The sequence below is a fragment of the Caproiciproducens sp. NJN-50 genome, from assembly GCF_004103755.1.
Lineage (GTDB): Bacteria > Bacillota > Clostridia > Oscillospirales > Acutalibacteraceae > Caproicibacter.
Genome location: NZ_CP035283.1, coordinates 184,057 through 207,854, shown reverse-complemented (window position 1 = coordinate 207,854; position 23,798 = coordinate 184,057). Strand labels below are relative to the sequence as shown.

27 protein-coding genes and 1 tRNA gene are annotated in these 23,798 nt (G+C 58.9%); 12 read left to right on the top strand and 16 right to left on the bottom strand.

Features of this window, described 5'->3' with window-relative positions; all coding sequences use genetic code 11:
- Nucleotides 1-107: 107 nt before the first annotated feature.
- The 3 genes from EQM14_RS00970 to EQM14_RS00960 all read left to right on the top strand — a co-directional run bounded on the left by EQM14_RS00970 (nt 108) and on the right by EQM14_RS00960 (nt 2,827).
- A complete protein-coding gene (locus EQM14_RS00970) occupies nt 108-1,355 on the top strand; it encodes an ATP-binding protein (protein ID WP_243112573.1) in 1,248 nt (415 codons plus the stop codon).
- Between the two features lie 26 nt (nt 1,356-1,381).
- Nucleotides 1,382-2,581, top strand: a complete 1,200-nt coding sequence (locus EQM14_RS00965; RefSeq protein ID WP_128741200.1) for a peptidoglycan-binding protein — start codon at nt 1,382-1,384, stop codon at nt 2,579-2,581.
- Between the two features lie 169 nt (nt 2,582-2,750).
- Nucleotides 2,751-2,827: transfer RNA gene (locus tag EQM14_RS00960), tRNA-Arg, on the top strand.
- Between the two features lie 133 nt (nt 2,828-2,960).
- On the opposite strand, the gene EQM14_RS16190 is transcribed toward EQM14_RS00960, so the two are convergent.
- Nucleotides 2,961-3,131: a hypothetical protein gene (locus EQM14_RS16190; protein WP_164918904.1), complete on the bottom strand. Its 171-nt coding sequence runs from the start codon at nt 3,129-3,131 to the stop codon at nt 2,961-2,963.
- 211 nt (nt 3,132-3,342) lie between these two features.
- On the opposite strand from EQM14_RS16190, the gene EQM14_RS00955 reads away from it, so the two are divergent.
- Both EQM14_RS00955 and EQM14_RS00950 read left to right on the top strand, forming a co-directional pair.
- Complete coding sequence (locus tag EQM14_RS00955; RefSeq protein ID WP_128741199.1) at nt 3,343-4,365, top strand: CPBP family intramembrane glutamic endopeptidase; 1,023 nt, start codon at nt 3,343-3,345, stop codon at nt 4,363-4,365.
- A gap of 5 nt (nt 4,366-4,370) precedes the next feature.
- The gene (locus tag EQM14_RS00950) at nt 4,371-4,820 is read left to right on the top strand and encodes a nucleoside deaminase (protein WP_128741198.1); all 450 of its coding nucleotides are present in this window, start codon (nt 4,371-4,373) and stop codon (nt 4,818-4,820) included.
- Nucleotides 4,821-4,890: 70 nt separating this feature from the next.
- Here the strand turns inward: EQM14_RS00950 and EQM14_RS00945 are convergent, their stop codons facing one another.
- From EQM14_RS00945 to EQM14_RS00935, 3 genes are all read right to left on the bottom strand, one after another.
- On the bottom strand, nt 4,891-5,214 hold the full coding sequence (locus tag EQM14_RS00945) for a DUF5640 domain-containing protein (RefSeq protein WP_128741197.1): 324 nt from the start codon (nt 5,212-5,214) through the stop codon (nt 4,891-4,893).
- Between the two features lie 72 nt (nt 5,215-5,286).
- Nucleotides 5,287-5,730: an ImmA/IrrE family metallo-endopeptidase gene (locus tag EQM14_RS00940; protein WP_128741196.1), complete on the bottom strand. Its 444-nt coding sequence runs from the start codon at nt 5,728-5,730 to the stop codon at nt 5,287-5,289.
- A gap of 2 nt (nt 5,731-5,732) precedes the next feature.
- Nucleotides 5,733-6,098, bottom strand: a complete 366-nt coding sequence (locus EQM14_RS00935; protein WP_128741195.1) for a helix-turn-helix domain-containing protein — start codon at nt 6,096-6,098, stop codon at nt 5,733-5,735.
- 244 nt (nt 6,099-6,342) lie between these two features.
- On the opposite strand from EQM14_RS00935, the gene EQM14_RS00930 reads away from it, so the two are divergent.
- Entirely contained in the window at nt 6,343-6,546 is a 204-nt protein-coding gene (locus EQM14_RS00930; RefSeq protein ID WP_128741194.1) for a hypothetical protein, read from the top strand.
- Entirely contained in the window at nt 6,543-6,965 is a 423-nt protein-coding gene (locus tag EQM14_RS00925) for a sigma-70 family RNA polymerase sigma factor (RefSeq protein ID WP_128741193.1), read from the top strand. Before EQM14_RS00930 ends, EQM14_RS00925 begins: the two co-directional genes overlap by 4 nt.
- Here the strand turns inward: EQM14_RS00925 and EQM14_RS16855 are convergent.
- Nucleotides 6,910-7,872, bottom strand: a complete 963-nt coding sequence (locus EQM14_RS16855; RefSeq protein ID WP_326974940.1) for a YbgC/FadM family acyl-CoA thioesterase — start codon at nt 7,870-7,872, stop codon at nt 6,910-6,912. The genes EQM14_RS00925 and EQM14_RS16855 overlap by 56 nt on opposite strands.
- A 400-nt stretch (nt 7,873-8,272) precedes the next feature.
- On the opposite strand from EQM14_RS16855, the gene EQM14_RS00910 reads away from it, so the two are divergent.
- Entirely contained in the window at nt 8,273-8,839 is a 567-nt protein-coding gene (locus EQM14_RS00910; protein WP_128741192.1) for an HDIG domain-containing metalloprotein, read from the top strand.
- A 383-nt stretch (nt 8,840-9,222) separates the two neighbouring features.
- Complete coding sequence (locus EQM14_RS00905; protein ID WP_128741191.1) at nt 9,223-10,596, top strand: B12-binding domain-containing radical SAM protein; 1,374 nt, start codon at nt 9,223-9,225, stop codon at nt 10,594-10,596.
- Nucleotides 10,597-10,630: 34 nt separating this feature from the next.
- Here EQM14_RS00905 and sufU read toward each other — a convergent pair whose 3' ends face one another.
- From sufU to EQM14_RS00875, 6 genes are all read right to left on the bottom strand, one after another.
- Entirely contained in the window at nt 10,631-11,071 is a 441-nt protein-coding gene (gene sufU / locus EQM14_RS00900; RefSeq protein ID WP_128741190.1) for a Fe-S cluster assembly sulfur transfer protein SufU, read from the bottom strand.
- Nucleotides 11,061-12,284, bottom strand: coding sequence for a cysteine desulfurase (locus EQM14_RS00895; RefSeq protein WP_128741189.1), 1,224 nt, complete (start codon nt 12,282-12,284; stop codon nt 11,061-11,063). The genes sufU and EQM14_RS00895 overlap by 11 nt, the downstream gene beginning before the upstream one ends.
- Nucleotides 12,265-13,362 carry a SufB/SufD family protein gene (locus EQM14_RS00890; protein ID WP_128741188.1) on the bottom strand — a complete coding sequence of 366 codons (1,098 nt, stop codon included), beginning with the start codon at nt 13,360-13,362 and terminating at the stop codon, nt 12,265-12,267. The genes EQM14_RS00895 and EQM14_RS00890 overlap by 20 nt, the downstream gene beginning before the upstream one ends.
- 23 nt (nt 13,363-13,385) lie before the next feature.
- Nucleotides 13,386-14,798 carry a Fe-S cluster assembly protein SufB gene (gene sufB / locus EQM14_RS00885; RefSeq protein ID WP_128744188.1) on the bottom strand — a complete coding sequence of 471 codons (1,413 nt, stop codon included), beginning with the start codon at nt 14,796-14,798 and terminating at the stop codon, nt 13,386-13,388.
- Nucleotides 14,799-14,827: 29 nt separating this feature from the next.
- Nucleotides 14,828-15,613: a Fe-S cluster assembly ATPase SufC gene (sufC, locus tag EQM14_RS00880; protein WP_128741187.1), complete on the bottom strand. Its 786-nt coding sequence runs from the start codon at nt 15,611-15,613 to the stop codon at nt 14,828-14,830.
- 81 nt (nt 15,614-15,694) lie between these two features.
- Complete coding sequence (locus tag EQM14_RS00875) at nt 15,695-16,162, bottom strand: helix-turn-helix domain-containing protein (RefSeq protein ID WP_128741186.1); 468 nt, start codon at nt 16,160-16,162, stop codon at nt 15,695-15,697.
- 151 nt (nt 16,163-16,313) lie between these two features.
- Between EQM14_RS00875 and EQM14_RS00870 the strand changes: the two genes are divergently transcribed.
- Nucleotides 16,314-16,667: a DsrE family protein gene (locus tag EQM14_RS00870; protein WP_128741185.1), complete on the top strand. Its 354-nt coding sequence runs from the start codon at nt 16,314-16,316 to the stop codon at nt 16,665-16,667.
- Nucleotides 16,668-16,999: 332 nt separating this feature from the next.
- On the opposite strand, the gene EQM14_RS16185 is transcribed toward EQM14_RS00870, so the two are convergent.
- The 5 genes from EQM14_RS16185 to EQM14_RS00850 all read right to left on the bottom strand — a co-directional run bounded on the left by EQM14_RS16185 (nt 17,000) and on the right by EQM14_RS00850 (nt 21,565).
- A complete protein-coding gene (locus EQM14_RS16185; protein WP_164918903.1) occupies nt 17,000-17,146 on the bottom strand; it encodes a hypothetical protein in 147 nt (48 codons plus the stop codon).
- A gap of 29 nt (nt 17,147-17,175) precedes the next feature.
- Complete coding sequence (locus EQM14_RS00865; RefSeq protein ID WP_128741184.1) at nt 17,176-18,600, bottom strand: hypothetical protein; 1,425 nt, start codon at nt 18,598-18,600, stop codon at nt 17,176-17,178.
- Nucleotides 18,590-19,138 (bottom strand): DUF1003 domain-containing protein, encoded by a 549-nt coding sequence (locus EQM14_RS00860; protein ID WP_128741183.1) that lies wholly within the window; start codon nt 19,136-19,138, stop codon nt 18,590-18,592. Before EQM14_RS00860 ends, EQM14_RS00865 begins: the two co-directional genes overlap by 11 nt.
- A 3-nt stretch (nt 19,139-19,141) precedes the next feature.
- The gene (locus tag EQM14_RS00855; protein WP_128741182.1) at nt 19,142-20,005 is read right to left on the bottom strand and encodes a pyridoxamine kinase; all 864 of its coding nucleotides are present in this window, start codon (nt 20,003-20,005) and stop codon (nt 19,142-19,144) included.
- A 222-nt stretch (nt 20,006-20,227) separates the two neighbouring features.
- Nucleotides 20,228-21,565 carry a glutamine synthetase family protein gene (locus EQM14_RS00850; protein WP_128741181.1) on the bottom strand — a complete coding sequence of 446 codons (1,338 nt, stop codon included), beginning with the start codon at nt 21,563-21,565 and terminating at the stop codon, nt 20,228-20,230.
- A 288-nt stretch (nt 21,566-21,853) separates the two neighbouring features.
- Here EQM14_RS00850 and EQM14_RS00845 point away from each other — a divergent pair, with 288 nt between their 5' ends.
- Entirely contained in the window at nt 21,854-22,327 is a 474-nt protein-coding gene (locus tag EQM14_RS00845; RefSeq protein ID WP_128741180.1) for an RNA polymerase sigma factor, read from the top strand.
- The gene (locus EQM14_RS00840; RefSeq protein ID WP_128741179.1) at nt 22,320-23,675 is read left to right on the top strand and encodes a serpin family protein; all 1,356 of its coding nucleotides are present in this window, start codon (nt 22,320-22,322) and stop codon (nt 23,673-23,675) included. Before EQM14_RS00845 ends, EQM14_RS00840 begins: the two co-directional genes overlap by 8 nt.
- The last annotated feature ends 123 nt before the right edge of the window (nt 23,676-23,798 follow it).

The following is a 23,798-nucleotide window of genomic DNA, read 5'->3' as shown; positions in this document are numbered from 1 at the left end:
CCGCGAACTTGACAGCCGGCGACAAAACAGCGTAAAATAGATGAAAAATCAACCGATTTTACAGATTGTAATCTGCCTGTCCCGATCGGGTAAAGGATGTTGCCCCCATGAATCAGATCAGAAACCTTGCGCTTTCCATGGCTTCCCTTTCCGTATACCGCGGAATTCTGGAACGCCCGGTGCCGCGCGCGCTCTGCCGCCTGCTGAACGCGGCGGGCCTTTCCTGCGAACCGTTCGCACAAGCGTGGGGCGCCTTTTTTTCCGCCCTGTGCGGGCAGGGCGGAAGCGGCGGCCTGCTCGGCTGCCTGGCGCAGGAAATCCTGTGCGACGAAAATGCATTTTCCCTGGCCGCGGCGCGCGGCGCGGAGATTCCTCAGGTCCTGAATGCCGCGGCCGGGCGCGACCTGGACGTCATTTTCCAGGCGGCGTCCGTCACCCCGGAGCAGCTGCTCGCCGGGTGCGGCTTCGCGGACGATCTGCCCGCGCTGAGGCTGCCGCGCTGGGAAACGGGAGACCTGCCCGCCGCGCTTCGGGGCGGCTCCGGACCGCTTGCGGACCGGGCAGCCCGGTTTCACCGTGAAAACGGGTGCGGCGTTTACGCGCGGTTCCGGGCGTTTATCTGGCGCGGCGGGGAGCTGCATCCCGTGCTGCACCCCGACCCGACCTCTCTTTCCGAGCTGACGGGCTACGAGCTGCAGCGCGGAGAGGCGATCGACAACACACTGGCGTTCCTGCGGGGCCTCCCCGCGAACAACTGCCTGCTGTACGGCGACCGGGGAACGGGCAAGTCTTCCACCGTCAAAGCGATCCTGAACGCATATTATTCCAAAGGCCTGAGGATGATCGAAATGCCGAAGGAATCCCTGCCGGATTTTCCGGTCCTGGCGGACCGCATCGCGGAGCTGCCGATGAAGTTCATCATCTTCATCGACGACCTGTCGTTTTCACGGCAGGATGAAACCTACGCCTCTCTGAAAGCGGTTCTGGAGGGGGGCCTTGCGGCAAGGCCGGAAAACACGCTGATCTACGCGACTTCGAACCGCAGGCATCTGCTTCGGGAGACATTTTCAGACCGGGAGGGCGACGAGATCCACCGGGGGGACACCATTCAGGAGAGCCTTTCGCTGGCGGACCGGTTCGGCCTCTCCATCCGGTTCAGCCTTCCCGGCAAGGACGAATACCTGGATATTGTCCGTCTTCTGGCGGAACGCAGAGGTCTTGGGAACCACATGAGAGAACTTGAGGAGGGGGCCGAGCGCTGGGCGATCGGCCGCGGAGGGCGCTCGCCCCGCTGCGCGAAGCAGTATATCCGCGCCGCTGAGGCGCGCATCCGCAGCGGCAGGGCGCCGGAGTGAACTTAAGACAAGAAAAGGAGTCAGAAATGGGAAAAAGACTGTTGGCCGTATTCCTGACCGCGATGCTTGCGATATCCTCCCTGTCCGGTTGCAGCCACGCAAGCGATGTTGCCTCCGGCGCCGGGGACAAGGACTACCCCGCCAAAATCGGAGACGTGGTCATCAAGAAGGAACCCGCCGGGGCGGCGGTTCTTTCGCCGAGCATTGCCTCCGTGATTCTATCCGTCGGATACGAGGCCAGCCTGAAGGCACGAAGCGCGGATTGCTCGCAGAGCGACCTGTCCGTCCTGCCGGTCGTGACGGCGGACGACGCGCAGAAAATCCACGACCTCGGGGCCGACGTCGTCTTTGCGGATGCCCTGACCGAATCACAGAAGTCGGCAATGGAAAAGGCGGGGCTGACGGTCCTGACCCTGGGCGGCGCCACAAGCCGGGAAGACCTGGAACGGCTTTACTCCAACGTCGGTTCCGTCCTCAAGGGCGCGCGCACAGGGTATCAGCAGGGAAAGGACACCGCAGACGGAATCTACCAGACCATCGACGACATTACCCGCGCGATTCCCGAAAGCGACACTCCCGTCACCGCAGCCTATCTGTACGACGCCAAGGGAAGCGCGGCCACCGGCGACATGCTCGCCGGGCATCTGGTCGAGGCTGCCGGCCTGACGAATTCCGCTTCCGGCGGAAAGGACGGAACCTTTAAGGTTTCCGACCTTCTGACGGCCGACCCGAAATACATCTTCTGCGCGAAAGGCGTCAAGGCGGAGCTGGAGGCTTCGGCGGAATACGGCAAGCTGACGGCGGTCAAGGAGAAGCGGGTCTACGAGATGGATCCCGGTATGATGACCCTGCAGGGGGAGGAACTGATCCAGGCGGTCAGCTTTATGGCCGGGACGGTGCATCCGGAGCTGCTTCAGGGCGTCTCGTCTTCCGAACCGTCCGATTCGTCTTCCCCGTCCTCCTCTGCCGCTTCACAGGTCGGCACGGATCTGAATCTGAACCAGACGCTGAAAAGCGGAACGCAGAGCGACGATGTGCTGAAAATGCAGAACCGCCTGGAGCAACTGGGATATATGTTCGTCAAGCCCACCGGGCTTTACGCCGAGGCCACCGCTCAGGCCGTGAAGGATTTTCAGTACCTGAACGGGATGACGGTCACGGGAGTTGCGGATCCGGCGACGCTGAAAAAGATGTTTTCCTCCGACGCGGTCAAACGGACCAGCTAGAAACAAAACATTTTCCCCGGCAGCGTTTTGCCGGGGATTTTTTCCGCACAGGACTAATTTTGAAAGATACTTCTCAGGCGGCCATTGACAAAACGGCCCGCCTGTTTTATAATAATTGAGATTTGCGTCTGCGGTTTCGGTGAAAACAGGCAGACTGGCAATTCTTTCTGTCTCCGTAGCTCAGCTGGATAGAGCGTCCGCCTCCTAAGCGGAAGGCCAGGCGTTCAAATCGCCTCGGGGACGCCAAACAGAAGGCCGCAACCCCAGAGGGTTGCGGCCTTCTGCATTTAAACTGCCCTCACCGCGCTGTACGCACTGTCTCCATTCTGAAACCGGAGCCTCCGCCCATGCGGCCGGCCGCTCCGGCAATTATCCGCCCTCATTTTCTCCATTTCCAGATCAGGTAGCGCCGGACAACGTCTGCCACGGGGCACTGATTTTTCTCCGCAGTCTCTTCGAAAACCTTTCTCAGCGCGGGGAAGCCATTTCCAAACGGATTCTGTATTTCCAGGATACGCTTGTCCAGCTTTTTTATCTCCTCTACATCCAAAGCATTTCCTCCCTTGATCGGCGGATACTATCATTATACCGCAGAATGGGCTCTTGGCAAAAATTTCAGGATGAAATTTCGATGAGGGAGAATGAAAGTTCACATGCCCATAATGATATTATCCGGGCTTTGTGATATAATGAAGATCCAGATACAGATCCGGGGAAATGTTTTTTCTTCGGATTAATACAAATACCTTGGGAGATTTTCTATGAGATATGATGCGCCGTACGGCCCGTTCGGGCTCTATGGGGACCCGCGATATTATTTGGCCGTGCAGGAAGAAAAGAGGCAGATCCGCAGGGAGGCCAACCGTCTCGGCTGGACCGCGTTTCTGGGGACCGTGTTTCTCACGGTCCTTTCGACCGGCGGCGTCCTTTATTTTCGCATGCTGCAGCCCTATCAGCCCGCCTTCGCGAGTTTCGGCGGGCTGAATCCCGTACTGTACTACCTGATCTCCGCTTTGGGCTATGCGGTGGGGATTTCCGTCCCCGTGCTGTTCTATTTTGCCGTGCGCAGGATTCCGCTCGCCGCGGGACTCCCGTTCGAAAGGGCGGGCGCGGTCAAAACCCTGGCCTGCGTGTTTCTGGGAAGCGCCGGCTGCATGTTCGCCAATTTCCCGGCCAGTATGATCGTCAGCCTGGAACAGGCCATGGGATTCAGCGGAACGATTCCGGACATGCCTCTGAACGACGATCCCGCCGTGCTGGCCCTCTATGTGCTGAGCGTCGTCGTCATTCCTCCCATGGTGGAGGAAATGATGTTCCGCGGCATGATCCTGCAGGGGCTCCGCCGCTTCGGGGATGGATTCGCGGTGGTGGCTTCGGCGGCGCTGTTCGGCCTCTACCACGGGAATCTGGCCCAGACGGTCTTCGCATTCCTGTGCGGCCTTGTTCTGGGATTCGTCGTGATCCGGACCAACTCCCTCCTTCCGGCCATCCTGGTCCACGCGGTCAACAACGCCTCGGCGGTTGCCATCCAGATGGTCGAGCGGTACCGGGGCGAGGCGGAAGCCGTGGCGGTGGGAGACAAAAGGGCAGTTGTCCTGCTTGCGCTCGGCCTGCTTTCCCTTCTTTATCTGCTGTTCCGGGACAAGCGCTTTTTCAGCTTCGGCGGCCCCGCTTCACCGCTCCGCTTTTCCCAGAAGCTGGGCGCGATGTTTTCCAACCCGGGCGTCATCATGGTCACGATCTACGCCGTGGTCACTTCGGTATATGTCCTTGCAGGTACGTAAAGTATATGCGGAGCGATGAGGATTTTATGAGCGAGGCCATCCGGCTGGCACGGGAAGCGGGCGCCGAGGGGGAGGTCCCGGTCGGCGCCGTTGTCGTGCGGGAAGGCGTGATCGTCGCGGCGGGAAGAAACCGCCGGGAAGCCGGAAAAAACGCCCTTTGCCACGCGGAGCTGGAAGCGATCGGCGGGGCCTGCCGCGCGCTGGGCGGATGGCGGCTGTGGCAGTGCGAGCTGTTCGTCACGCTGGAGCCGTGCCCCATGTGCGCGGGAGCCGCAGTCAATGCGCGGCTGCGCCGCGTCGTGTTCGGGGCACACGACCCAAAGGCCGGCTCCTGCGGGTCGGTCGTCAATCTTTTCGAACTTCCGTACAATCACAGGCCGGAACTGCGCGGCGGAGTGCTGGAGGCGGAATGTTCCGCTTTACTCACCGATTTTTTCCGGGAACTGAGAAAATAAAAGGCTTCGGAGTGCTTTGCAGACTGCAAAGCACTTTTGCGTCCGCGCGGCCTTGTCGTCAGGCTGGGTCCTATTTTTTTCGCTTAAACGCCTGATCGTCCAAATAGAGGGTGTCCCCGTCGATTCGATAATCATAGGTTTCCTTGACATTCTTTACCACGATCTTGTACTGCATCGTGATCTGCGAGCCCTGAATGCTGTAGGTCCCTTTAAAGGATCCGAAATTCAGCGCTTCGATCTTCATGGTTCCGTTTTGGTTAAACCGGTATTCCGTCAGGCCGTAAGAATCCTTCCAGACGCCAGCGATCCTGTCCGGTTCCGGTTTCGACGCTGTTTTGCAACCGGTGCACAGCAGCAGAAACGCCGCCAGGAGCACCGGTAGGATTTTTTTCATAGCAGCTTCCCTCCCCGCCCGCTCTGATATCATCCGTTTCCCGCGCTTGAACATAGACTTCATCGAATCCGTTTATTTTTCAAAACGGAGGCCGACCACCCTGCGGGGAAGGCCGGACAGCCTGGCAATCTGCTCCTGCGTCAGCGGATTGTACGTCTGGCTCCACTCTTCAAAATTCGGATCAATCAGGAGACAGGCCGCGAAAAGATCCGCTTCCCTCTCATAGCGCGGGGCGCACAGATTTGTCAGGTCGGAGACGACCTGCGCGTTCAACCCGGGGTGAAGAAGAAGATGCCCCAGCTCGTGCGCGCAGCAATATCCGCTTTCCGTCTTGGAAAGGGTCTCCTGCAAAACGATGATCGGCTGACCGGCTTCCGTGCGAAAACAGAACCCGCGCACCCGTTCCGGCAGGTCCAGCCGGCGGACCTGGACGCCCATGCAGTCGCAAAGGCAGAAAGGCGAACTGCTCCCGAACCGCTTGGTGATGCGGTGCGCCAGCTTTTCTATCCCGTTCATTTTTACCTCCCCGCGGCGTGCTTTTCCGGCGAAGACAGAGCGGCGGCGACACGGATGGCATTCGCGAGCTTCTCCCGGTCGCTGCGGCTGATGGGCGCGCCGTTGAACATCAGCCCCGGCTGTCGTTCCAGCGTGCGCGCAAAGCTGTCGATGACGTCCCCAACATCGCCGGAATATCCCGTTCCCAGCAGTTCGTCGGTAGTGCACTCCAACACCGACGCAAGGCGCGGCAAAAGCGCGCTGTCCGGCGCGCGCCGGCCCTGCTCGTACATGCCGACGGCCGACGGGGAAACGCCGAGGCGCCGGGCCAGCTCTTTCTGGGTCATGCCCCGCTCGCGCCGAAGCTGCCGGATCTTTTCATTCAGCAATTGGGACCACTCCTTTGGCTCCGTATTATAGCACACATATCGTGTTATTTCAAGGGCTTTTGGATAACCCGGACGCCTGAGTCCCAGGAATGGCCCTTTGCTTTGAATTTAAGAACAAATGTTCTAAAAATGATTGAAATCCCTATTCCCCCATGATATGATAGGAATCAACAACGCCGGTATATTTCAATCGGCGTAATTTACGATCCAACAGCTACACATTTCGTGCACAGAAAGGAGCTTTATGAATTACTGCGAATGGGGAAGGGAATATCTGCTTGAGGCGCAGCGGCTCAAGGATCGTCTGCGCCCCCTGCGGAAGCAGCTGAAAGACGCTGCCGGGGAAGACGCCGTCCTGCTGCTCCGGCGGACCTCCATGCTTGGAGAAATGTATCTGGAACTGCACCACACGGGAGAACACCTGCTGGAAAGGGGAGACCGTGAATGAGGCGGGGATCCAATTTAAGTCTCGATCTGTTCGGGGACAGGCTGAATCCGGACAGGCAGGGCCTGGACGACGGGGGGCAGCACAGGCGGATGCTGCGGACCATGATGCTGGCGGCACAGGGGGAGCTGACCGCGCGGCAGATGCAGTGCGTCCGCCTGTGTTACGGCGAAGGGAAAAACGTGAGTGAAATCGCGGCGGAGCTGGGGCTGTCGCCGTCCACGGTGTCCAGGCATCTGAAAAAGGCGCGCCGGCGCCTTCAAACGATTCTGCAATATTGCTATCCGTCACTGAACCGGGAGCGCTGCGGCAGCCGCCCGGATTCCGGCGCTGTTTCATTCCGGCGCACGGGAGAAAACGCGGACGTCATTTCTCCTCCCCGCGGGACAGCTTCGAAAGAAGGCGGTCGAGCGCCTCGCTGAACTTTTTCAGCCGGATCGGCCTGCCGTCCCGGTTGCAGAAACAATGCCCGCTTCTGCCTGCGGCCCGAAACTTTCCGGTTTCCGGATCCGTGATGCGGTATTCCAGCGCCAGCCTGACGCCCTGATAGGCGGAAACCCGGACGTCGATCCGCACCGTTTCCCCGAACCGCACCGGACTCCGATAGGAGCAGGACACCTCCGTCACGGGAATCGTCAGGCCGCCGCTCTCCAGCTTTTGATATCCCCAGCCGAGCTGCTCCAGATAATCCAGGCGGGCTTCCTCCATCCAGCGGATATAGTTGGAGTGATGGACGATCCCCATCTGGTCCGTTTCATAATACTGCACGCGGCGGCGATAGGGAAGCGGGCCGCCATCCCCCCGACCTCCCGGTGCGGCCGGAAGGTCTTCCGCGTGAGTCTGTTCCAGCGCCAGCAGACGCTTTTTGATCTCAAGCCCCGCGGCATACCCGACCAGCGAGCCGTCCGACCCGATCACGCGGTGACAGGGGATCAGGATGGCGACCGGGTTTTGATTGTTTGCCATGCCCACGGCGCGAAAAGCCTTCGGGCTGCCGGCCCGCTCCGCGATCTGGCGGTAGCTCCTTGTCTCCCCGTAAGGGATGTCCAATAAGGCGTTCCAGACTCGCTTCTGAAAAGCCGTTCCTTCGGGCTTTAACGGAAGATCGAACCGGGTCCTTTTTCCGGACAGATAATCCGCGATCTCCGCGGCGGCGCGGTCGGTCAGTTCCGTGCGCCGGAGCGCCGCGCGCGGTTCTGCCCCAAAATGCACGATGGTGATTGCCTCCCCGTCGGACGCAATCGTAAGGGGGCCGATTTCCGTGTCGTAAACGAAACAGGATTTCTCACCGCCGGGTGCCGCCTGCGGGGGCTTTTTCTTTTCTGACATGTTCTTCACCGCTTTCCGGATTCTTTTCTTCAGTATAGCAGAATCCATATTCGTCGGCAAGGTCCTCCTGCCAGGACGCGCCTGCGGCGTTTCCAGCTTTCGTTGTCGGGAGATGCCAGCCTCCGTCCCGCCCCAAACAAAACAAACGGATTTTTACCGTTCTGACCGGCGGGCCGAAGACGCAGCGTCACGCTGCCCACGATTTCAGCTTTGCGGAGCAGAACGATTCCGGGAGCCTCTTCCTACTCTCCCGCCAGACCAAACCTGCGGTTCGCATGGTGCCAAACGGCGGGGCGTGCGCGCAGGCTCAGTCTGCCCTTGACAAATCGGGGAAGACCGGATAGGATAGAGAGTAAAATAATTGGATTATTGCCGGAAAATTGGAAATCGGAGGTTAAAAATGGGAAAAATACCGAATCTGGAAGAAGCGCAGACGCTTCTGGAAGAATACAATAAGGACCCGTTTCACCTGCACCACGGGAAAGTCGTATCCGGCGTCATGGGGTATTTCGCGCAGGAGTACGACCCTGAAAACGTGGAGTTCTGGAAAGTGGCCGGGCTTTTGCACGACCTTGATTTCGAGCAGTACCCGGAGCAGCACTGCATCAAAGAGCAGGAAATCATGCGGGAACGGGGAATCGACGAAAAGCTGATCCACGCCGTCGCAAGCCACGGCTACGGCCTGACGGTCGACGTCAAACCGGAGCATATCATGGAAAAAATCCTGTTCGCCACCGACGAGCTGACCGGGCTGATCGGCGCCGTCGCCCTGATGCACCCCTCCAAAAGCGTCTCGGATATGCAGCTCAAATCGTTAAAGAAAAAATTCAAGACCCCGGCCTTCGCCGCGGGATGCTCCCGGGACGTCATCCAGCAGGGCGCGGACCTGCTCGGCTGGAGCCTGGACGACCTGATGGCCCGGACGATCGACGCCATGAAGAGTCTGGTCGGGACGATGGAAATCTGAAGCGTGAAAAAAGTCAAGGATTTCATCCGTATCACGATCGGCGTCGCAATTAATTTAGCCGGTGTTATGATCCTGACAAAAATCTATACAAATCTCCTTCTTCGATGTGAATTCCTTAAGAACATTTTTTCAAAACTTCTGGATTTCTTTTGTAATCTCATCTCTAAACTGAAAGTAAAACACCCATAAAAAGCAGAAGCAGGATTTTTCCTGCTTCTTTTTGTCGCCGGATGTTCGTCCCCGCCGTTCATGACAGATTGTGCTGTTTTAGTCACTCCTGCGTTTTTGTAGGTTGACAATGTTTTCACGAGGCACTAAACTGTCTGTTATGATATGAAAAAACAGATTTGATTTTCTGCAGCTTTAAGGAAAGAAGCTTAAAAATGAGGGTTGTGTTTTTAACTCCCGCCGGCGACGTCAGGCGGTCGGCGTTTTACAGGATGGGGAACTCGCTGTACGGCCATTCCAATTCCATCACCGGCCCGCTGGTGCTCGGCCGCATCCTGAAAGACGCGGGGCACGACGTTTCCGTCTGGGAAGAGCTTTATCAGGACGTGGATTTTTCCGTCTTTCAGAATGCCGACGTCGTCTGCCTTTCGACCATGACGTCGACCGCGCCGCGGGCCTATCTGCTGGCGGACCGCATCCGCCGGGAGACGAGTGCCCGTGTGCTGATCGGAGGGATGCACGCCTCCGTACTGCCGGAGGAGGCTGCCCTGCACGCGGACCAGGTGATCGTCGGAGAAGGGGAAAAAGTGATCCTGGACGTGATCGAAGGAAAGATCACGGACCGGATCGTCCGCTCGCCCTGCCTGAAAAATCTGGATGAGGCCCCTTATCCGGACTACTCCCTTCTGAAAACGAAATGCGAATGCGCCAACGTCCTGTCGACCAGAGGCTGTCCGTTCTGCTGCTCGTTCTGCACCACCTCGCGCATGTTCCGTCCCTATCGGGAGCGAAGCGTTGAAAGCGTGATCGGCGAGCTGAAATATTACAAAAAGCTCGGGTTCCGGTACATGAATTTTGAAGACGACAACTTTACGGCAAACAAGGAGCGGGCCAAGGAAATCTGCCGCAGGATGATTGCGGAAGACCTCGTGTTCAAAGAAACCTTTTTCTTCGGAAGAACGGACATGGCGAACGACGAGGAAATGCTGGACCTGCTCCAGAGGGCCCACCTGACCCGCGCGCTGGTCGGAATCGAGTCGCTGAACCAGGATTCCCTGAACGAGATCAACAAGCGGCAGAGCATCGCGGACATCGAACAGTGCGCGGCCGCTCTGTCCCGGCATAAAATCCGCCTGATCGCCAGCATCGTCCTCGGGATCGACACGGACGGAAGGGAAGAGATGCGGCACAGCGTCGACTTTGCCAGGAAAATCAACGCGTACCAGCTTCAGCCGGCGGTTCTGACTCCGTTTCCCGGCACAAAGGTATTCGAGCAATATGAGCGCGAGGGACGCATCCTCACAAAGGACTGGTCCCTTTTCGACATGATGAACGTGACGTTTCTGCCGAAACGGCTCACCCCATGGGGACTTCAAAAGGAGTTTTTTCACGCCGTCCGCCGGTTCTACAGCTTTTTTTCCTCTTTCCGCATCGGCAAAATCTTCGGCGTCCAGTACGGACTTCGGAGAATCGGGCTGGCCCTTCTGATCAAGCTCGGCGTCCCGTTCCTTTATCTCGCCTCGATCTTTAAAAGACGGACCAATTTATACCGGATCCGGCACTGGAACCCGAAAGCCCTGCACGGATGAAAAAACAGAAGCGGATTTCTTCCGCTTCTGTTTTTTAATCGGATCCTTTTTCCCCGCGGATCGCGTTTTCCAGCGTGTGCCACCCCAGCACGGCGCACTTTACCCGCGCGGGCATGTGGGAGATGTCCTTTAGGGCGATGGCCTCGTCGAGGTCTTCCAGCTGCGACTCGTCGCTCACTTCCCCCTTGATCATGCCGAAAAAAAGGTTTGCCAGCCGCAGCGCCTCTTCCTTGGTCTGGCCCTTGATCAGGTCGATCATGATGGAGGCCGACGCCTGGGAGATCGCACATCCGACGCCCGTAAACGCGGCGTCCTCGATGACCCCGTCCTTTTCCCGCAGCTCCAGTTCGATCTCGTCCCCGCAGCTCGGATTGACCCCCTTGAGCACCGCCGTCGGGCTTTCGATGTGGTGCTTGTTGCGGTTCGAATTGTTGTGCTCCGTCAGGATCTGGGTGTAGATGTTCTCAATCCCCAAGTCCGAGCCACCCCCTGACTTTTTTCAGGCCTTCAAGGAGAACGTCGATGTCTTCTTTCGTGTTGTAAAAATACAGGCTCGCGCGGCAGGTCGCATTCACGCCGAGGTACTTCATCAGCGGCTGCGCGCAGTGGTGCCCGGCCCGGATCGCCACGCCGTCGGAATCCAGGATGGAGGAGACGTCGTGGGGGTGGACGCCGTCCACGTTGAACGAGATCACGCCGCAGCGCTGCTCGCCCGCTTTTGCGTCGCCGTAAACCGTTAAGTGCGGGATTTTCGCCAAACCGTCGAGCGCATAGGCCAAAAGCTCCTCTTCGGTTTTGATGATCGTATCGTACCCCACTTGATTGATATAATCGATCGCGGCGGCCAGCCCGACCGCCCCGCCGACGTTCTGAGTCCCCGCTTCAAATTTCTGCGGCAGCGGCGCGAACGTCGCGTCCTGCTCGCTGACGTACTCGATCATCTCGCCGCCGGTCAGGAACGGCGGCATTTTGTTCAGCAGCTCCTCTTTTCCGTACAGCACGCCGATTCCCATCGGGGCCAGCATCTTGTGCCCGGAAAACGCGGCGAAATCCACACCGAGCTTTCTTACGTCGACCGGGTAGTGCGGGATGCTCTGCGCGCAGTCGAGAACGACCACTGCCCCGGCTTTATGCGCCCTGCGGACGATTTCCTCCACGGGATACACCGTGCCAAGCACGTTTGAAACGTGTGCAGCCGCCACCAGCGCGGTTTTCGGTCCGATCTTGTCAAGCTCCTGTTCCGTCAGGCGCCCGTTTTTATCCGGGTACAGATAGACGAGCTTTGCGCCTTTCGCTCTCGCCACCATCTGCCACGGCAGCAGATTGCTGTGATGCTCGGAGACCGGCAGGGCGATTTCGTCGCCCTCTTTAATAAAATTCATCCCGTAGCTGTATGCCACAAGGTTCAGGGATTCCGAAGCGTTGCGGGTAAACAGAACCTCGCAGTCTTTTTCCGCGTTGATGAATTCACGAACCGCGGCGCGGGAATCCTCGTACATCTTTGTCGCGCGGATGCTCAGCCCGTAAAGGCCGCGGTGCGGATTCGCGTTGGAGCTACGGTAGTATTCGTCCACGGCGCGGATCACGGAAAGCGGCTTCTGGGTAGTCGCGGCGTTGTCCAGATAGACAAGCCGTTTGCCGTCCCGTTTTTCATTTAATATGGGAAAATCATTCAGATACGGGTTCAATGGCTTCCAGCCTCACTTTCACATAATCTGAAACCGCGCTCCGCAGCGCGGGGTCCGGGATCCGGTCGGTCACCGGGCGGAACTGCGCCTCGATCAGCAGTTTTCTCGCTTCCAGCTCGCTCAGGCCGCGGGACATCAGGTAAAACAGCCGGTTGGAATCAATTTTTCCGGCGGATGCCGCGTGCTGGCCCTCCACGTCCTCTTCCGCGCACAGGATCAGCGGGGCGGAACGGTTGACCACCTTCGGGCTGAACAGCAGGCTGTACTCGCTCTCGTGCCCGACCGCGCGTTTCGCGCCCTTCAGAAAGTCGATGGTCCCCCGGAACGTCTTGCGGCTTTCGTCCAGCAGCGCGCCGCTCGCGTGGATCTCGCTGCGCGAGGCGCTTCCGACGTGCTGCGCCACATAGTTGATATCGATCGAACGGCCGCGGTCGCCGAAATAAATGGTGTCCAGATTCAGCCGGCTCTTTCTGCCTTTCAGGACGGCTTTCAGCCCGGCAGCGGCATTTTTTCCGCCGAGTTCCGCCTGAATCACGCTGACTTCCCCGTTTTCGCCGCACTGCGCGCCGACGTCGTCATAGTGCAGGCACCCGTCGCCGAGCATCTGCACCTGAATCAGCCGGATCACCGCGTTTTTTTCGGCGTAAAGCCGGGTCAGTCCGCCGTGAAAGCCGAAAAAGTCCGACCGCGACTCATAGCTCATTACGACGGTCACCTCGCTGCCCTCTCCGGCGATCACGGTGTTGACGTCCAGAACAGACGGGTTCGTTTCGTCCAGATGAAACGTAAGGAAAACCGGCTTTCCCGCCTTTACGCCGTCCGGCACCCGGACGGTGACGCCGCAGGTGCGGTTGTCCTCCGTAAAATTTCTGGCCCCGTCGCCCATGCCGGTCGAAAGATCAGGCGCAGGGAACGGATCAAAGGATATTTCAACGTTTTCAGGCCGCTCCGCAGAGAGATATTCCCCTTCGTAAGGGTGAACCTCCGGGATCGTCTCTGAAAGCTGCGTATCGTTGATTCCCAGCCGGAACCAGGTGGGGACCGGCAGGGAATTGACTTTTGCAAGTGTAAGATTCATGGTAACATCCCTTTCACCGGCCGTCAGCCGATGGAGCCCTCCATTTCCAGCTTAATCAGGTTGTTCATCTCGACGGCGTACTCCACCGGAAGCTCCTTCGCAATCGGCTCCGCAAAGCCGGTCACGATCATCGCCTTGGCATCCTCTTCGGAGATGCCGCGGCTCATCAGATAAAAGATCGCGTCGTCGCTGATGCGGCCGATCTTGGCCTCGTGCCCAACGTCCACGTCGTCGTTGCGGATGTCCATGACGGGGATCGTGTCGGAGCGGGAGCGGTCGTCCAGCATCAGGGATTCGCAGGAGACGGACGACTTGCACCCGTATGCGTTCGGAAGGATATTGACCGCGCTGCGGTAGGTGCACCGGCCGCCGTCCTTCGAGATCGACTTGGTATTGATGCTCGAATAGGTGTGCGGCGCGGCGTGGACCACCTTCGCGCCGGTGTCGAGCGACTGGCCTTTTCCGGCGAACGTGATGCCGGTAAACTCCATACGGGAGCCCTCTCCCTTTAAGATGCTCATCGGGTACAGGTAGGATACGTGGGAGCCGAACGAGCCGGACACCCACTCGATCGTTCCGCCCTCCTCGACCACCGCGCGCTTGGTGTTCAGATTATACATGTTTTTTGACCAGTTCTCGATCGTCGAGTAGCGCAGGCGCGCGTTTTTGCCGACGAACAGCTCCACGCACCCGGCGTGCAGGTTGGCGACGTTGTACTTCGGCGCGGAGCAGCCCTCGATGAAGTGCAGGCTCGCGCCCTCGCTGACGAGAATCAGCGTGTGCTCGAACTGGCCCGCGCCCGGCGCGTTCAGCCGGAAATAGGACTGCAGCGGGATCTCCACGTTCACGCCCGGCGGAACGTAGACGAACGATCCCCCCGACCAGACCGCGCCGTGCAGCGCCGCGAACTTGTGGTCCTCCGGTGGAACCAGCTTCATAAAATGCTTGCGGACCATCGGACCGTATTCCGGGTCGCGGATGGCGCTTTCCATGTCGGTGTAGACAACGCCCTGACGGCTTACTTCCTCGCGCACGTTGTGATACACGACCTCCGAGTCGTACTGCGCCCCGACGCCCGCGAGCGATTTCCGCTCCGCCTCCGGAATTCCGAGGCGCTCGAACGTATTTTTGATATCGTCCGGCACCTCGTTCCATTTGGCCTTCATCCCGGTGTTCGGGCGGATGTAGGTGACGATCTCGTCCATGTTCAGCCCGTCCAGCGGCGGGCCCCATCCAGGAAGCTGCAGGCGGTTGTAAACCTGAAGCGACTTTAAGCGGAACAGGCGCATCCACTCCGGATCGTTCTTCGCGGCGGAAATCTCATTGACGATCTTCGCCGTCAGGCCCTGTCCGACCTGGTAGGAGGGATCGACCCTGTCGCGGATGTCGTAGACGGTGCGGTCGATGTCCTCCACCTGTGTTTTTCTTTTATGCAGTGCGTTCAACTTTATTTCCCTCCGCGTTCTCAGACGGCGGGGGCCGCGAGGCCCTGGAAGCCCGAAGCGTTGATCCGGTCGATCAGCGTCCGGTCGCCCGTCCGCACGATTCTGCCGTCCATCAGGACGTGCACGGCGTCCACCGGCAGGTAATCCAGTATCTTGGTGTTATGTGTGATGATGAGCAGGGAGTTTTCGCCTGTCCGGAACTTTTTCACACCCTGCGAAACGATCTTGACCGCGTCCACGTCCAGGCCGGAATCCGTTTCGTCCAGAATCGCGAGCCTGGGGTTCAGCATCAGCATCTGAAGGATCTCCGACTTTTTCTTTTCCCCGCCGGAAAAGCCGACGTTGAGGTACCGGGAGGCATATTCGTCGTCCATGCCGAGTTCCTCCATCTTCTGCGCCAGTTCTTTTTTATAGGCGAACAGCTTCACCGGCTTGCCCGTGACGGCAAAGCGCGAGGTCCGCATGAAATTTTCCAGCGAGATGCCCGGAACCTCCTCCGGATTCTGAAAGGACAGGAAAATTCCGGCTTTCGCCCTTTCGTTCGCTGGCTCGTTCGTAATATCTTTTCCTTCAAACAGGATCGAGCCGCCGTCCACGTGGTACTGCGGGTGCCCCATGACGGTGTTGACCAGCGTGGACTTCCCCGCGCCGTTCGGTCCCATCAGAACATGAACCTCCCCCTTGCCAACGGCAAGATTCAGCCCGCGGAGAATCCGGTTTCCCTCCACGCTGACCGTCAGATCCCTGATTTCCAATAGCTGCACTGATTTTTCCACCTCTCCGGTTTTGTTCGACGAAAAGGGCATTTGCCCTTAATGTATACTAATTTGATGTGCATTTATATTATAGACGAAAATACTCCGCTTTGCAAGCGCCAAAAGAAATTTTTAACGCAAATCCGACGGTTTGCAGCCCAGAATCGACGCGATTCTGGAAAGGGCCTCCTCATCCGGCTCCCGCTCGAGATTCTCCCACTCGTAGAGGAGCTTCGGTTCGACGGAAATGCGCTCGGCAAGCTCGGAGAGCGTCATGCCCGACATCTGGCGGTAAGACGCGATTTTCCTGACCGGCTCCAGCAGCCAGGCGCGGCGCTTTTCCCCGTCAATCAGAAGCGGGCGGCCGTTGTGGAGCATCAGTTCGCACAGAACGCCCTCCTCGCTGAACACCGCCGGGCTCCCGCCCGGGGCGATCCCCTCGGCGTAACGCTCCGGCAGGACGTACTCCCGCCCTCCGTCGTCCTGTCCGCGAAGGCCGGGCGGGTCCCCCCACGGCAGGAGGGAACAGCTTTCGCCTTCCCATTCCGGTTCCGGAGCGGAAAAGCAATTGATCCGATAGATGGTTACGATTTCGCCCATAGCGGCGCCCCCGATTCAGTCGTTTCTCTGTTTTTCGTCTTATTATAGCATAAAACCGGCAAAAAGTTCCCTGGACATTGCTTCTTTCCGTGTTTGCAAAATTCCGGGCTTTGTATTATAGTGGTAAAAACAGGAAAGGGATGCGATAAAAATGCCAAAAGTGATTTTTCACGTGGATGAATCCGGCCGCTGGCCGATGGTCCTCTCCAACGCGGAAAGCATGATGAAGTACGCGCGCGCGGAGCATGTCCTCTTCGAAATCGAAATCCTGGCGAATTCCGAAGCCGTCCGCCAGCTGACCGCCCAGGCGGCTGCCCAGGCGGAGCTTACGGAGCGCATGGAAGAGCTTGCCCGGTCCGGGGTCCGATTCGCGGGCTGCCGCAACGCGATGCGCGGCCTGAACATAGAACCCGGCGATCTGCTTCCTCTGGCTCAAACGGTTCCTTCCGGCGTGGTGGAGCTGGCGCTCCGCCAGGAGGAGGGATACGCCTACATCCGTCCCTGACAGGCGGGCTGAGCCTGCAGGCACGCCCCGCCTGTCAGCAAGAATAGCATCATTTGCTCCGTTTGGCGGGAGAGTTTAGGGACACTCCCGCTGACAGTTCGGGAGCTCCGGTTCCCGGTCCGCATGGGAATGCCGTTCGCTTCGCCGGGCGGGAGAGACCGGGGACACTCCCGCCGACAGCGCGGAAGCTCTCCGGTCCAGCATGAAAATACGGGCCGCTCTGTCAAGGGGAGAGTGCGGGATCCGTTTGTTTTGGCGGCCCATGCGCCCTGATGCGCAGAGGGGGAAAAGCGGCTCCGCTTTTCCCCCTGGAACGCCGGCCAAACCGCACCTTACTCCGTTGGCCGCGCGCGCTTTTCCCCGTGCTTTTCCCTGCCCTGCAGTTCCGGCACGGGATGTGTATTCTTCGGCATATGGGCCTTTTTGCTGCTCTGCGTCGGCTCCCCGGAATCGGGGCGCCGCATTCCCGCTTTCGCCATCTCGGCTCCCCTTTCAAACGTCGTTGTTTTTAACGGATTGCTTTTTTTCGCTCCTGTTTTGATTTTTGTTCTCCCTTGTGACGGGAGTCTGCCCGTTTGCTTTCCGAAGCCGGCTTTTTTTGCCGTCCGGCTGGCTGTCCTTTGGCACGGGAACCACCTCCGGCATTATTCTGGCTCTTTGGCGGGGCTTTATGCGGATTTTCCGAGACGGCCAGCTCCAATTCCGAAATCATCCCGTCGAGGAAGCGCTCGGCGACGCTGCGGTTCTTTTCCGTCGCGTACAGGCTGCTGCCCAGCGTGCAGCAATTGCCGAGCGTGGAGACCGAAATCTGGAAGCTCGGCGGGTGCTTGACCGCCGTCGTCAGATAAGCGTCCTCGATTTTTCCATTCCCGAAGTCCAGCCGCTTCCCGTCCAGAACGCCCAGATTGGTAAAGGAGATCACCGGAATGGAAAAATTCCGGTCAAAGACCTTTTTCCTTGCCGGATAGGGCAGAACGGTAAACAGAAAATCCAGAAGCATCGGGCCCTTCAGGCAGTTCCTGCTCCCTTTCTGCCCAGACATCTGGGCTGCGACTCTTTTCAGCGTTTCCCGGAACAGTTCTCCCTTTTCCGGGGAAACGCGGCAAACATAATTGCCGGTCAGGTTGCAGATTCCGCAGCGCGCGCCGTCCGGCAGGTATTTGCGCAGGTCCACCGGGCAGGGAATCTCAAGGTCCGCGCATCCCGTCAGCGAGAAATGCGCACGGCCGTAGGCGGTCAGCAGAACGTCGTTGACGGTGACCCCCGCCTTTTTCGCGTACTGTTTTAAAGCGGAAAACAGCTCGCCGCCGGCGCGGCGCAGCACGGTGACCGGCTCCCCCTGCTCCTCCTCGGTCGGAAGATACATTTCTTTTTCCTGCTTCCGGCAATCCATAGGGGCGCGCAGGATCCGGAGGCGCTCCGTCAGGCCCATCCCGCGGAAGATCTGCCCGACGCCCCGGTCCAGCGGTTCCGGCGGCACGATGGTCCCGGGGGTTTCCGCACAGCGGCGGTACAGCGACGCCAGAAGGTACAGGTACTGTTTAAAACCCGTGCCGTCGGCGGCCAAATGGCTTAAAATGACGCAGAGCGTATCCGATCCCGGCCCGCGGACCAGGTGAATTTTCAGCTGCGGCTCCGAATCCAGCTTGATCGTATCCAGCAGCAGGCGTTCCGCCGCATTCTTCTCTCCGGCCTCCGTCACGCGGACGATCCGGTTCGCGGAAAAGCCCCGGTCCTCCCAGCCGCGCGACTCCGCCGAAAACACGCAGCGGATCTGCGGCACGGAGGACGCCGAAAGATCGACGGCGCGCCGCAGCACGTCCGGGTCCAGCCGCCCCGAAAACCGGATCAGCGCCCGGATCAGCGGATCGTGCGCCGAAGAGTAAAAATACTGCATCAGGTCAAACGCTTCCGTGCGGATTTTATGCTTCATCCCCGTCGCCTTTCTTTTTTGCGCTCTGTGTCTGTTTCTGTCCGGATTTTTCCCCGTTCAGGATTTTCTTCTGGTTTTTCAGCAGCTCGTCGATTTTGCGGTGAAGGTCCTCGACGATGATCTCGCTTTTCAGGTTGACGATATAGTCGTTTTCCGCGCGCTGCCGGTCTTTTTCCTCCTGGCGGTTCTGGCTCATCATAATGAGCGGGGCCTGCACCGCGGCGATGCAGGAAAGCACCAGGTTGAGCAGGATGAATGGATACGGGTCGTAGGGGTTCGCGAGAAAATAGACGTTGGCGCCGACCCAGACCAGAATGACGGCGGTAAAAATCAGGATAAAGGTCCAGCTCCCGGCAAAGCGCGCGATCGCGTCCGCCGCCCGCTGCCCGAAGGTCAGCTGTTCGTTCACCCTTTTGTCGGTGTTTTTGGAAAACTGCCGCTGAAGGATCAGGTGGATCATTTCCTCATTTCCGACGTCTTCTTCCACGTCCTTCATCACCGTTTTAATAATGTCGATTTTAGACGGATTCTTTTTCATGGTTCATTCCTCCGGGCAGGCCTGACTCATCATCCGCGCATAGGCGGGGAGGCCTTCCTCAAAATTCACGCCGAACCGGACGTCCGTTCCGGCAAGATGGGTGCGGGCGATCGCGCCCTGCGTGAAATCCACGGCCGCGCGCGCCGCCTCTTCCAGGGGCAGGCCGTTCATCAGCGCGCCGATCATCGCGCTGGCGAACACATCGCCCGTGCCGTGGTAAAAGCCCTCGATTTTCCGCGAGAACGCGTATCCGGCCCGATCTGTTTCCCGGTCGTAAAAGGCACAGCCCGTTTTTTCCGGGGAAAACGAGACCCCGGTCATCACCACGCGGCGAGGGCCGAGCGCCGAAAGCCGGCGCAGCGTTTGTTCCGTCTCCGCCCGCTCCTGCGTCCCGTCCCGGTAGGGCTCGTCCAGCAGCAGCGCCGCCTCCGTCCGGTTCGGCAGGATCAGGTCCGCCTTCCGGCACAGGGCGGCCATCCCCTGCGGAAAATCCGGTCCGAAGGAAGCATACAGGCGTCCGCCGTCCGCCATGACGGGATCGACGCAGACGGGTGCGCCCGGCGCGCGGAATTCGGCGACCACCCGGGAGACCAGCCGGAGCTGCTCAAACGAGCCGAGGTAGCCGGTGTAGATCGCGTCGAACCGGAGCCCGAGCGATTTCCAGTGTTCCAGAATGCCCGGAAGGTCCCCGGTCAGGTCCCGGAACGTAAACCCGGCAAAGCCCCCCGTATGCGTGGACAGAACCGCCGTCGGAAGGACGCTGACCGTGCAGCCCGCGGCGGAGAGGATCGGCAGCGCCACCGTCAGGGAACATTTTCCGACGCAGGAGATATCGTGTACGGCAAGGATGTTTTTTTGTTCCCTCATATCCGTTTCCTTCCGTGTCAATGATGCTCCTATTTTAACGCGCAGCGCAGCCGAATTCAAGACCGGATAAAAAAAGCCCCGCCATTCAGCCCGGAATGAAACCGGAAGACATGTTTGGCGGGAGAGCGGTCAGAGCCCCTATAGCCGGGATGAATGCAGCGGCGTATTAACCGGGGCAAAGCGTGCGGAATCAGCGAAACCGTGAAAAGGCACCGCGCGTCATCAGTATTTCTGAAGATAATTTTCGATTTCCCAGTCGGTGACGGCGCGCGTGTAGCGGCCCCACTCGCGCTTTTTGTCCAGCAGGAAGTTCCGCAGCGCGTGTTCCCCCAGAACGTCGGAGACGACCGGGTCTTTTTTCAGTTCCTCCGCCGCGTCCATCAGGCTGAGCGGAAGCGTCCCGATGCCCATTTCCGCAACGGTACTGTCGGGCAGATCGAAGAGGTCGCGGTCCGTGGCGGGAGGCGGCGTCAATTTTTTCTCAATGCCGTCCAGCCCTGCCGCAAGGCAGCACGCCAGCGTCAGGTACGGGTTGGCGGACGGGTCCGGGGAACGGAATTCGATGCGGGAGCCCCTCCCCCTGGCGGAGGGAATGCGGACCAGCGGGCTGCGGTTGCGGCAGGACCACGTGATGTGCACGGGCGCCTCATAGCCGGAGGCCAGCCGCTTGTACGAATTGACGGTCGGGTTGCACACGGCCGTCAGCGCCCCGGCATGGGCCAGAAGGCCGGCCATAAACCGGTATGCCGTTTCGCTCAGCCCGTTTTCCGAGGGATCGTCCGGCCCGTCGAACAGGTTCCTTCCGCCGCTCATCAGCGACATGTGAAGGTGCATGCCGGAGCCGCTCACGTCCGAGCGCGGCTTCGGCATGAAAGTGGCGTAGCCGCCGGAGGCTTTCGCGATCGATTTGACCGCCATCTTAAACGTCATGATGTTGTCCGCCGTCTTGAGCGCGGTGTCGTATTTAAAGTCGATCTCGTGCTGGCCGACCGCCGCCTCGTGGTGGGACGCCTCCAGCTCAAAGCCCATGTTCTCCAGAGTCAGGCAGATCTCGCGCCGGATGTCGCCGCCGATGTCGATCGGGCCGAGGTCAAAATAACCCGCGGTGTCGCGCGTCTGCGTGGTCGGCCTGCCGTAGTCGTCCATTTCAAACAGAAAAAATTCACATTCCGGGCCGACGTTGAATTCCAGCCCAAGCTCCGCGGCCTTTTTCATTTCCTTTTTCAGGATTTGCCTGGGGTCCCCGTCATAGGGCTCCCCTTCGGGGGAATAGACGTCGCAGATCAGGCGGGCCACTCCGTCGTGGGTCGGCCGCCAGGGAAGCATGGTAAACGTGTCGCGGTCCGGATGCAGGCACATGTCCGCTTCCGCGTCGCGCGCAAATCCGTCCAGGGAAGAGCCGTCGAAAACGCACTGGTTATCCAGCGCCTTTTCCAACTGGCTCTTTGTGATGGCGACGTTCTTCATCATTCCCGTGATGTCCGTAAACTGCAGACGGATGAACGTGACGTCGTTTTCTTCCACCAGCCTGTAGATATCCTCTTTGCTGTAATGGCCCACTCCGCATACCTCCCGGCGGCAAAATTTCAAATAAAGCCAAAAAAAGCCGGCACAGCGTGTCGGACTTCCTTGCCCAAATCAATTGCGTTCGTTGTTCGCACTTGTTTTTACCCCTTTATTTTATACCATAGGGATGCCCCGTTGCAAGCCTAAATATGAACGAACTGAAAATAATTTCTAAACTCTGGGCCCGGCCGCTTTTACGGCCGGACGAAAAACAAAAAAATTTTTCAGCGGCGCAAGAAAACCGGCTTCCGCGTCGTATTATCAATGAAAGGGGAGAAAGGAATGGAGGCTGCAGAGACTCGCGCGGAGGAACTCCTGAAGCGGTATTCCGGCATGGTGCTGCGAATCGCCCTGCACAATGTCGGATCGAGGGCCGACGCCGAAGACATCGCACAGGAGGTGTTTTTAAAACGGATCACCGCGCGCCGCGCATTCGTTTCGCCGGAGCATGAAAAGGCCTGGATGATCCGGGTGACCGTCAACCAGTGCCGGGATTTTCTCAGGTCGGCGCAGCGGAGGGCGGTCCCGCTTTCGGAGGACCCGCCGGGCGAAGCGAGGGGCTCCGAAGTGATGGAAGCGGTCCTGTGCCTGCCGGTTCCCTACCGGAACGTGATCTATCTTCATTATTACGAGGGTCTGAGCGTCGGGGAAATCGCGCATATCCTGCGCAGGAGGGAAAACACGGTTTCCTCCTGGCTGCACCGGGCGCGCGCCGCGCTGAAAGACCTGCTGACAGGAGGTTTTGACGATGAATAACAGGGAAAAATACCGGGAAGAATGCAATCGCATCCATGTTTCCGAAGAATGGACGCGGGAAACCGCCGGCCGGATGGAACAGGCGGGAGGGCGACCGCGAAAAAAACGCTGGATGATCACCGGCGCGCTGGCCGCCGCGCTTGTCTGCGTTCTGGCTTTTTCTCCGCTTCTGAAGCCGGCGACCGTCACCGTGGAGGCGAAGGAAAACCTGATGGAGGGAATCAGCGCGCAAAAGCGGGAAATCCCGACAAAACCGGATTCCGATTTTGTCTCGGCACAGGCAGATTTCGCGGTGAAACTTTTTCAAAAGACGGCCGCCGCCGACAAAAACTCCCTCGTTTCGCCCGCTTCCGCCGCGCTCGCGCTCGGCATGACGGCAAACGGCGCAAAGGGAGACACGCTCTCCCAGTTCGAGGCCCTGCTCGGCGGCGGAATGGATCTTTCGGCGCTGAACCGAAATTTCGCTTCGGAGCAGAATGCCCTCAAATCCGTCTCGGAAGGAAAGCTTCTGCTTGCCAACTCGATCTGGTACCGGGACAAAAGCCTGACCGTCGAAAAGCCGTTTTTACAGGCCAACGCGGATTATTTCGGCTCGGATGCATTCCGGCTCGACTTTGAGGACCCCGCCTCCGTCGGAAAGATCAACGGCTGGGTCAGCAAAAGCACGGACGGGAACATCAAGAAAATGGTCGAAAAGATCGACCCCTCGGACATGATGTTTCTCATGAACGCGCTCTATCTGGAGCAGGACTGGGAACACGCTTATAACGGATGCACCGACGACACGTTTCACGCGCCGGGCGGAGACAAAACCGCCAAAATGATGGGGTCGATGGAAACGTACCTGAGCGACGGCGCGGCGGAGGGAATCCTCAAGCAGCTGAAGGACCCGCGCTACGCCTTCGCGGCGATCCTGCCAAAAAACGGGACGGCGCTGAATGAATATCTCAAGGGCCTGACGGGAGAGAGCTTTCTGAGCCTGATGCGCTCCGGAGGGCAGGCATTTGCTTCGGCGTCGCTGCCGAAATTCAAATTCGACTGCACGCTGGGCCTGAACGACGCGCTGAAATCGCTCGGCCTTTCCGACGCGTTCGATTCGGCGAAAGCGGATTTCTCGGCGATGGGCAGTTCGCCAAGCGGCAAGCTGTTTATCAATTCGGTCCTGCAGAAAACATTCATCCAGGCCGACGAAAAGGGTCTGAAAGCCGGAGCCGTGACCTCCGTCGGCATGGCCGGATCCTCGCGGCCCGATCATGTCCTGCAGTTTGACCGGCCGTTCGTCATCGCCGTGGTTGACACTTCGACGGACCTTCCCCTCTTTCTCGGCGTGGTCGCAAATCCGTCGTAAACGAACGAAAACAGTCCGATTTTTTCTCTATATGTAAAATTATTATGAATTCTTTCACGGACGTTGGAAAACCGCGTCCGTGGTTTTATAATATAAATAAAAGAAGTGAAATTCGAACTTGCC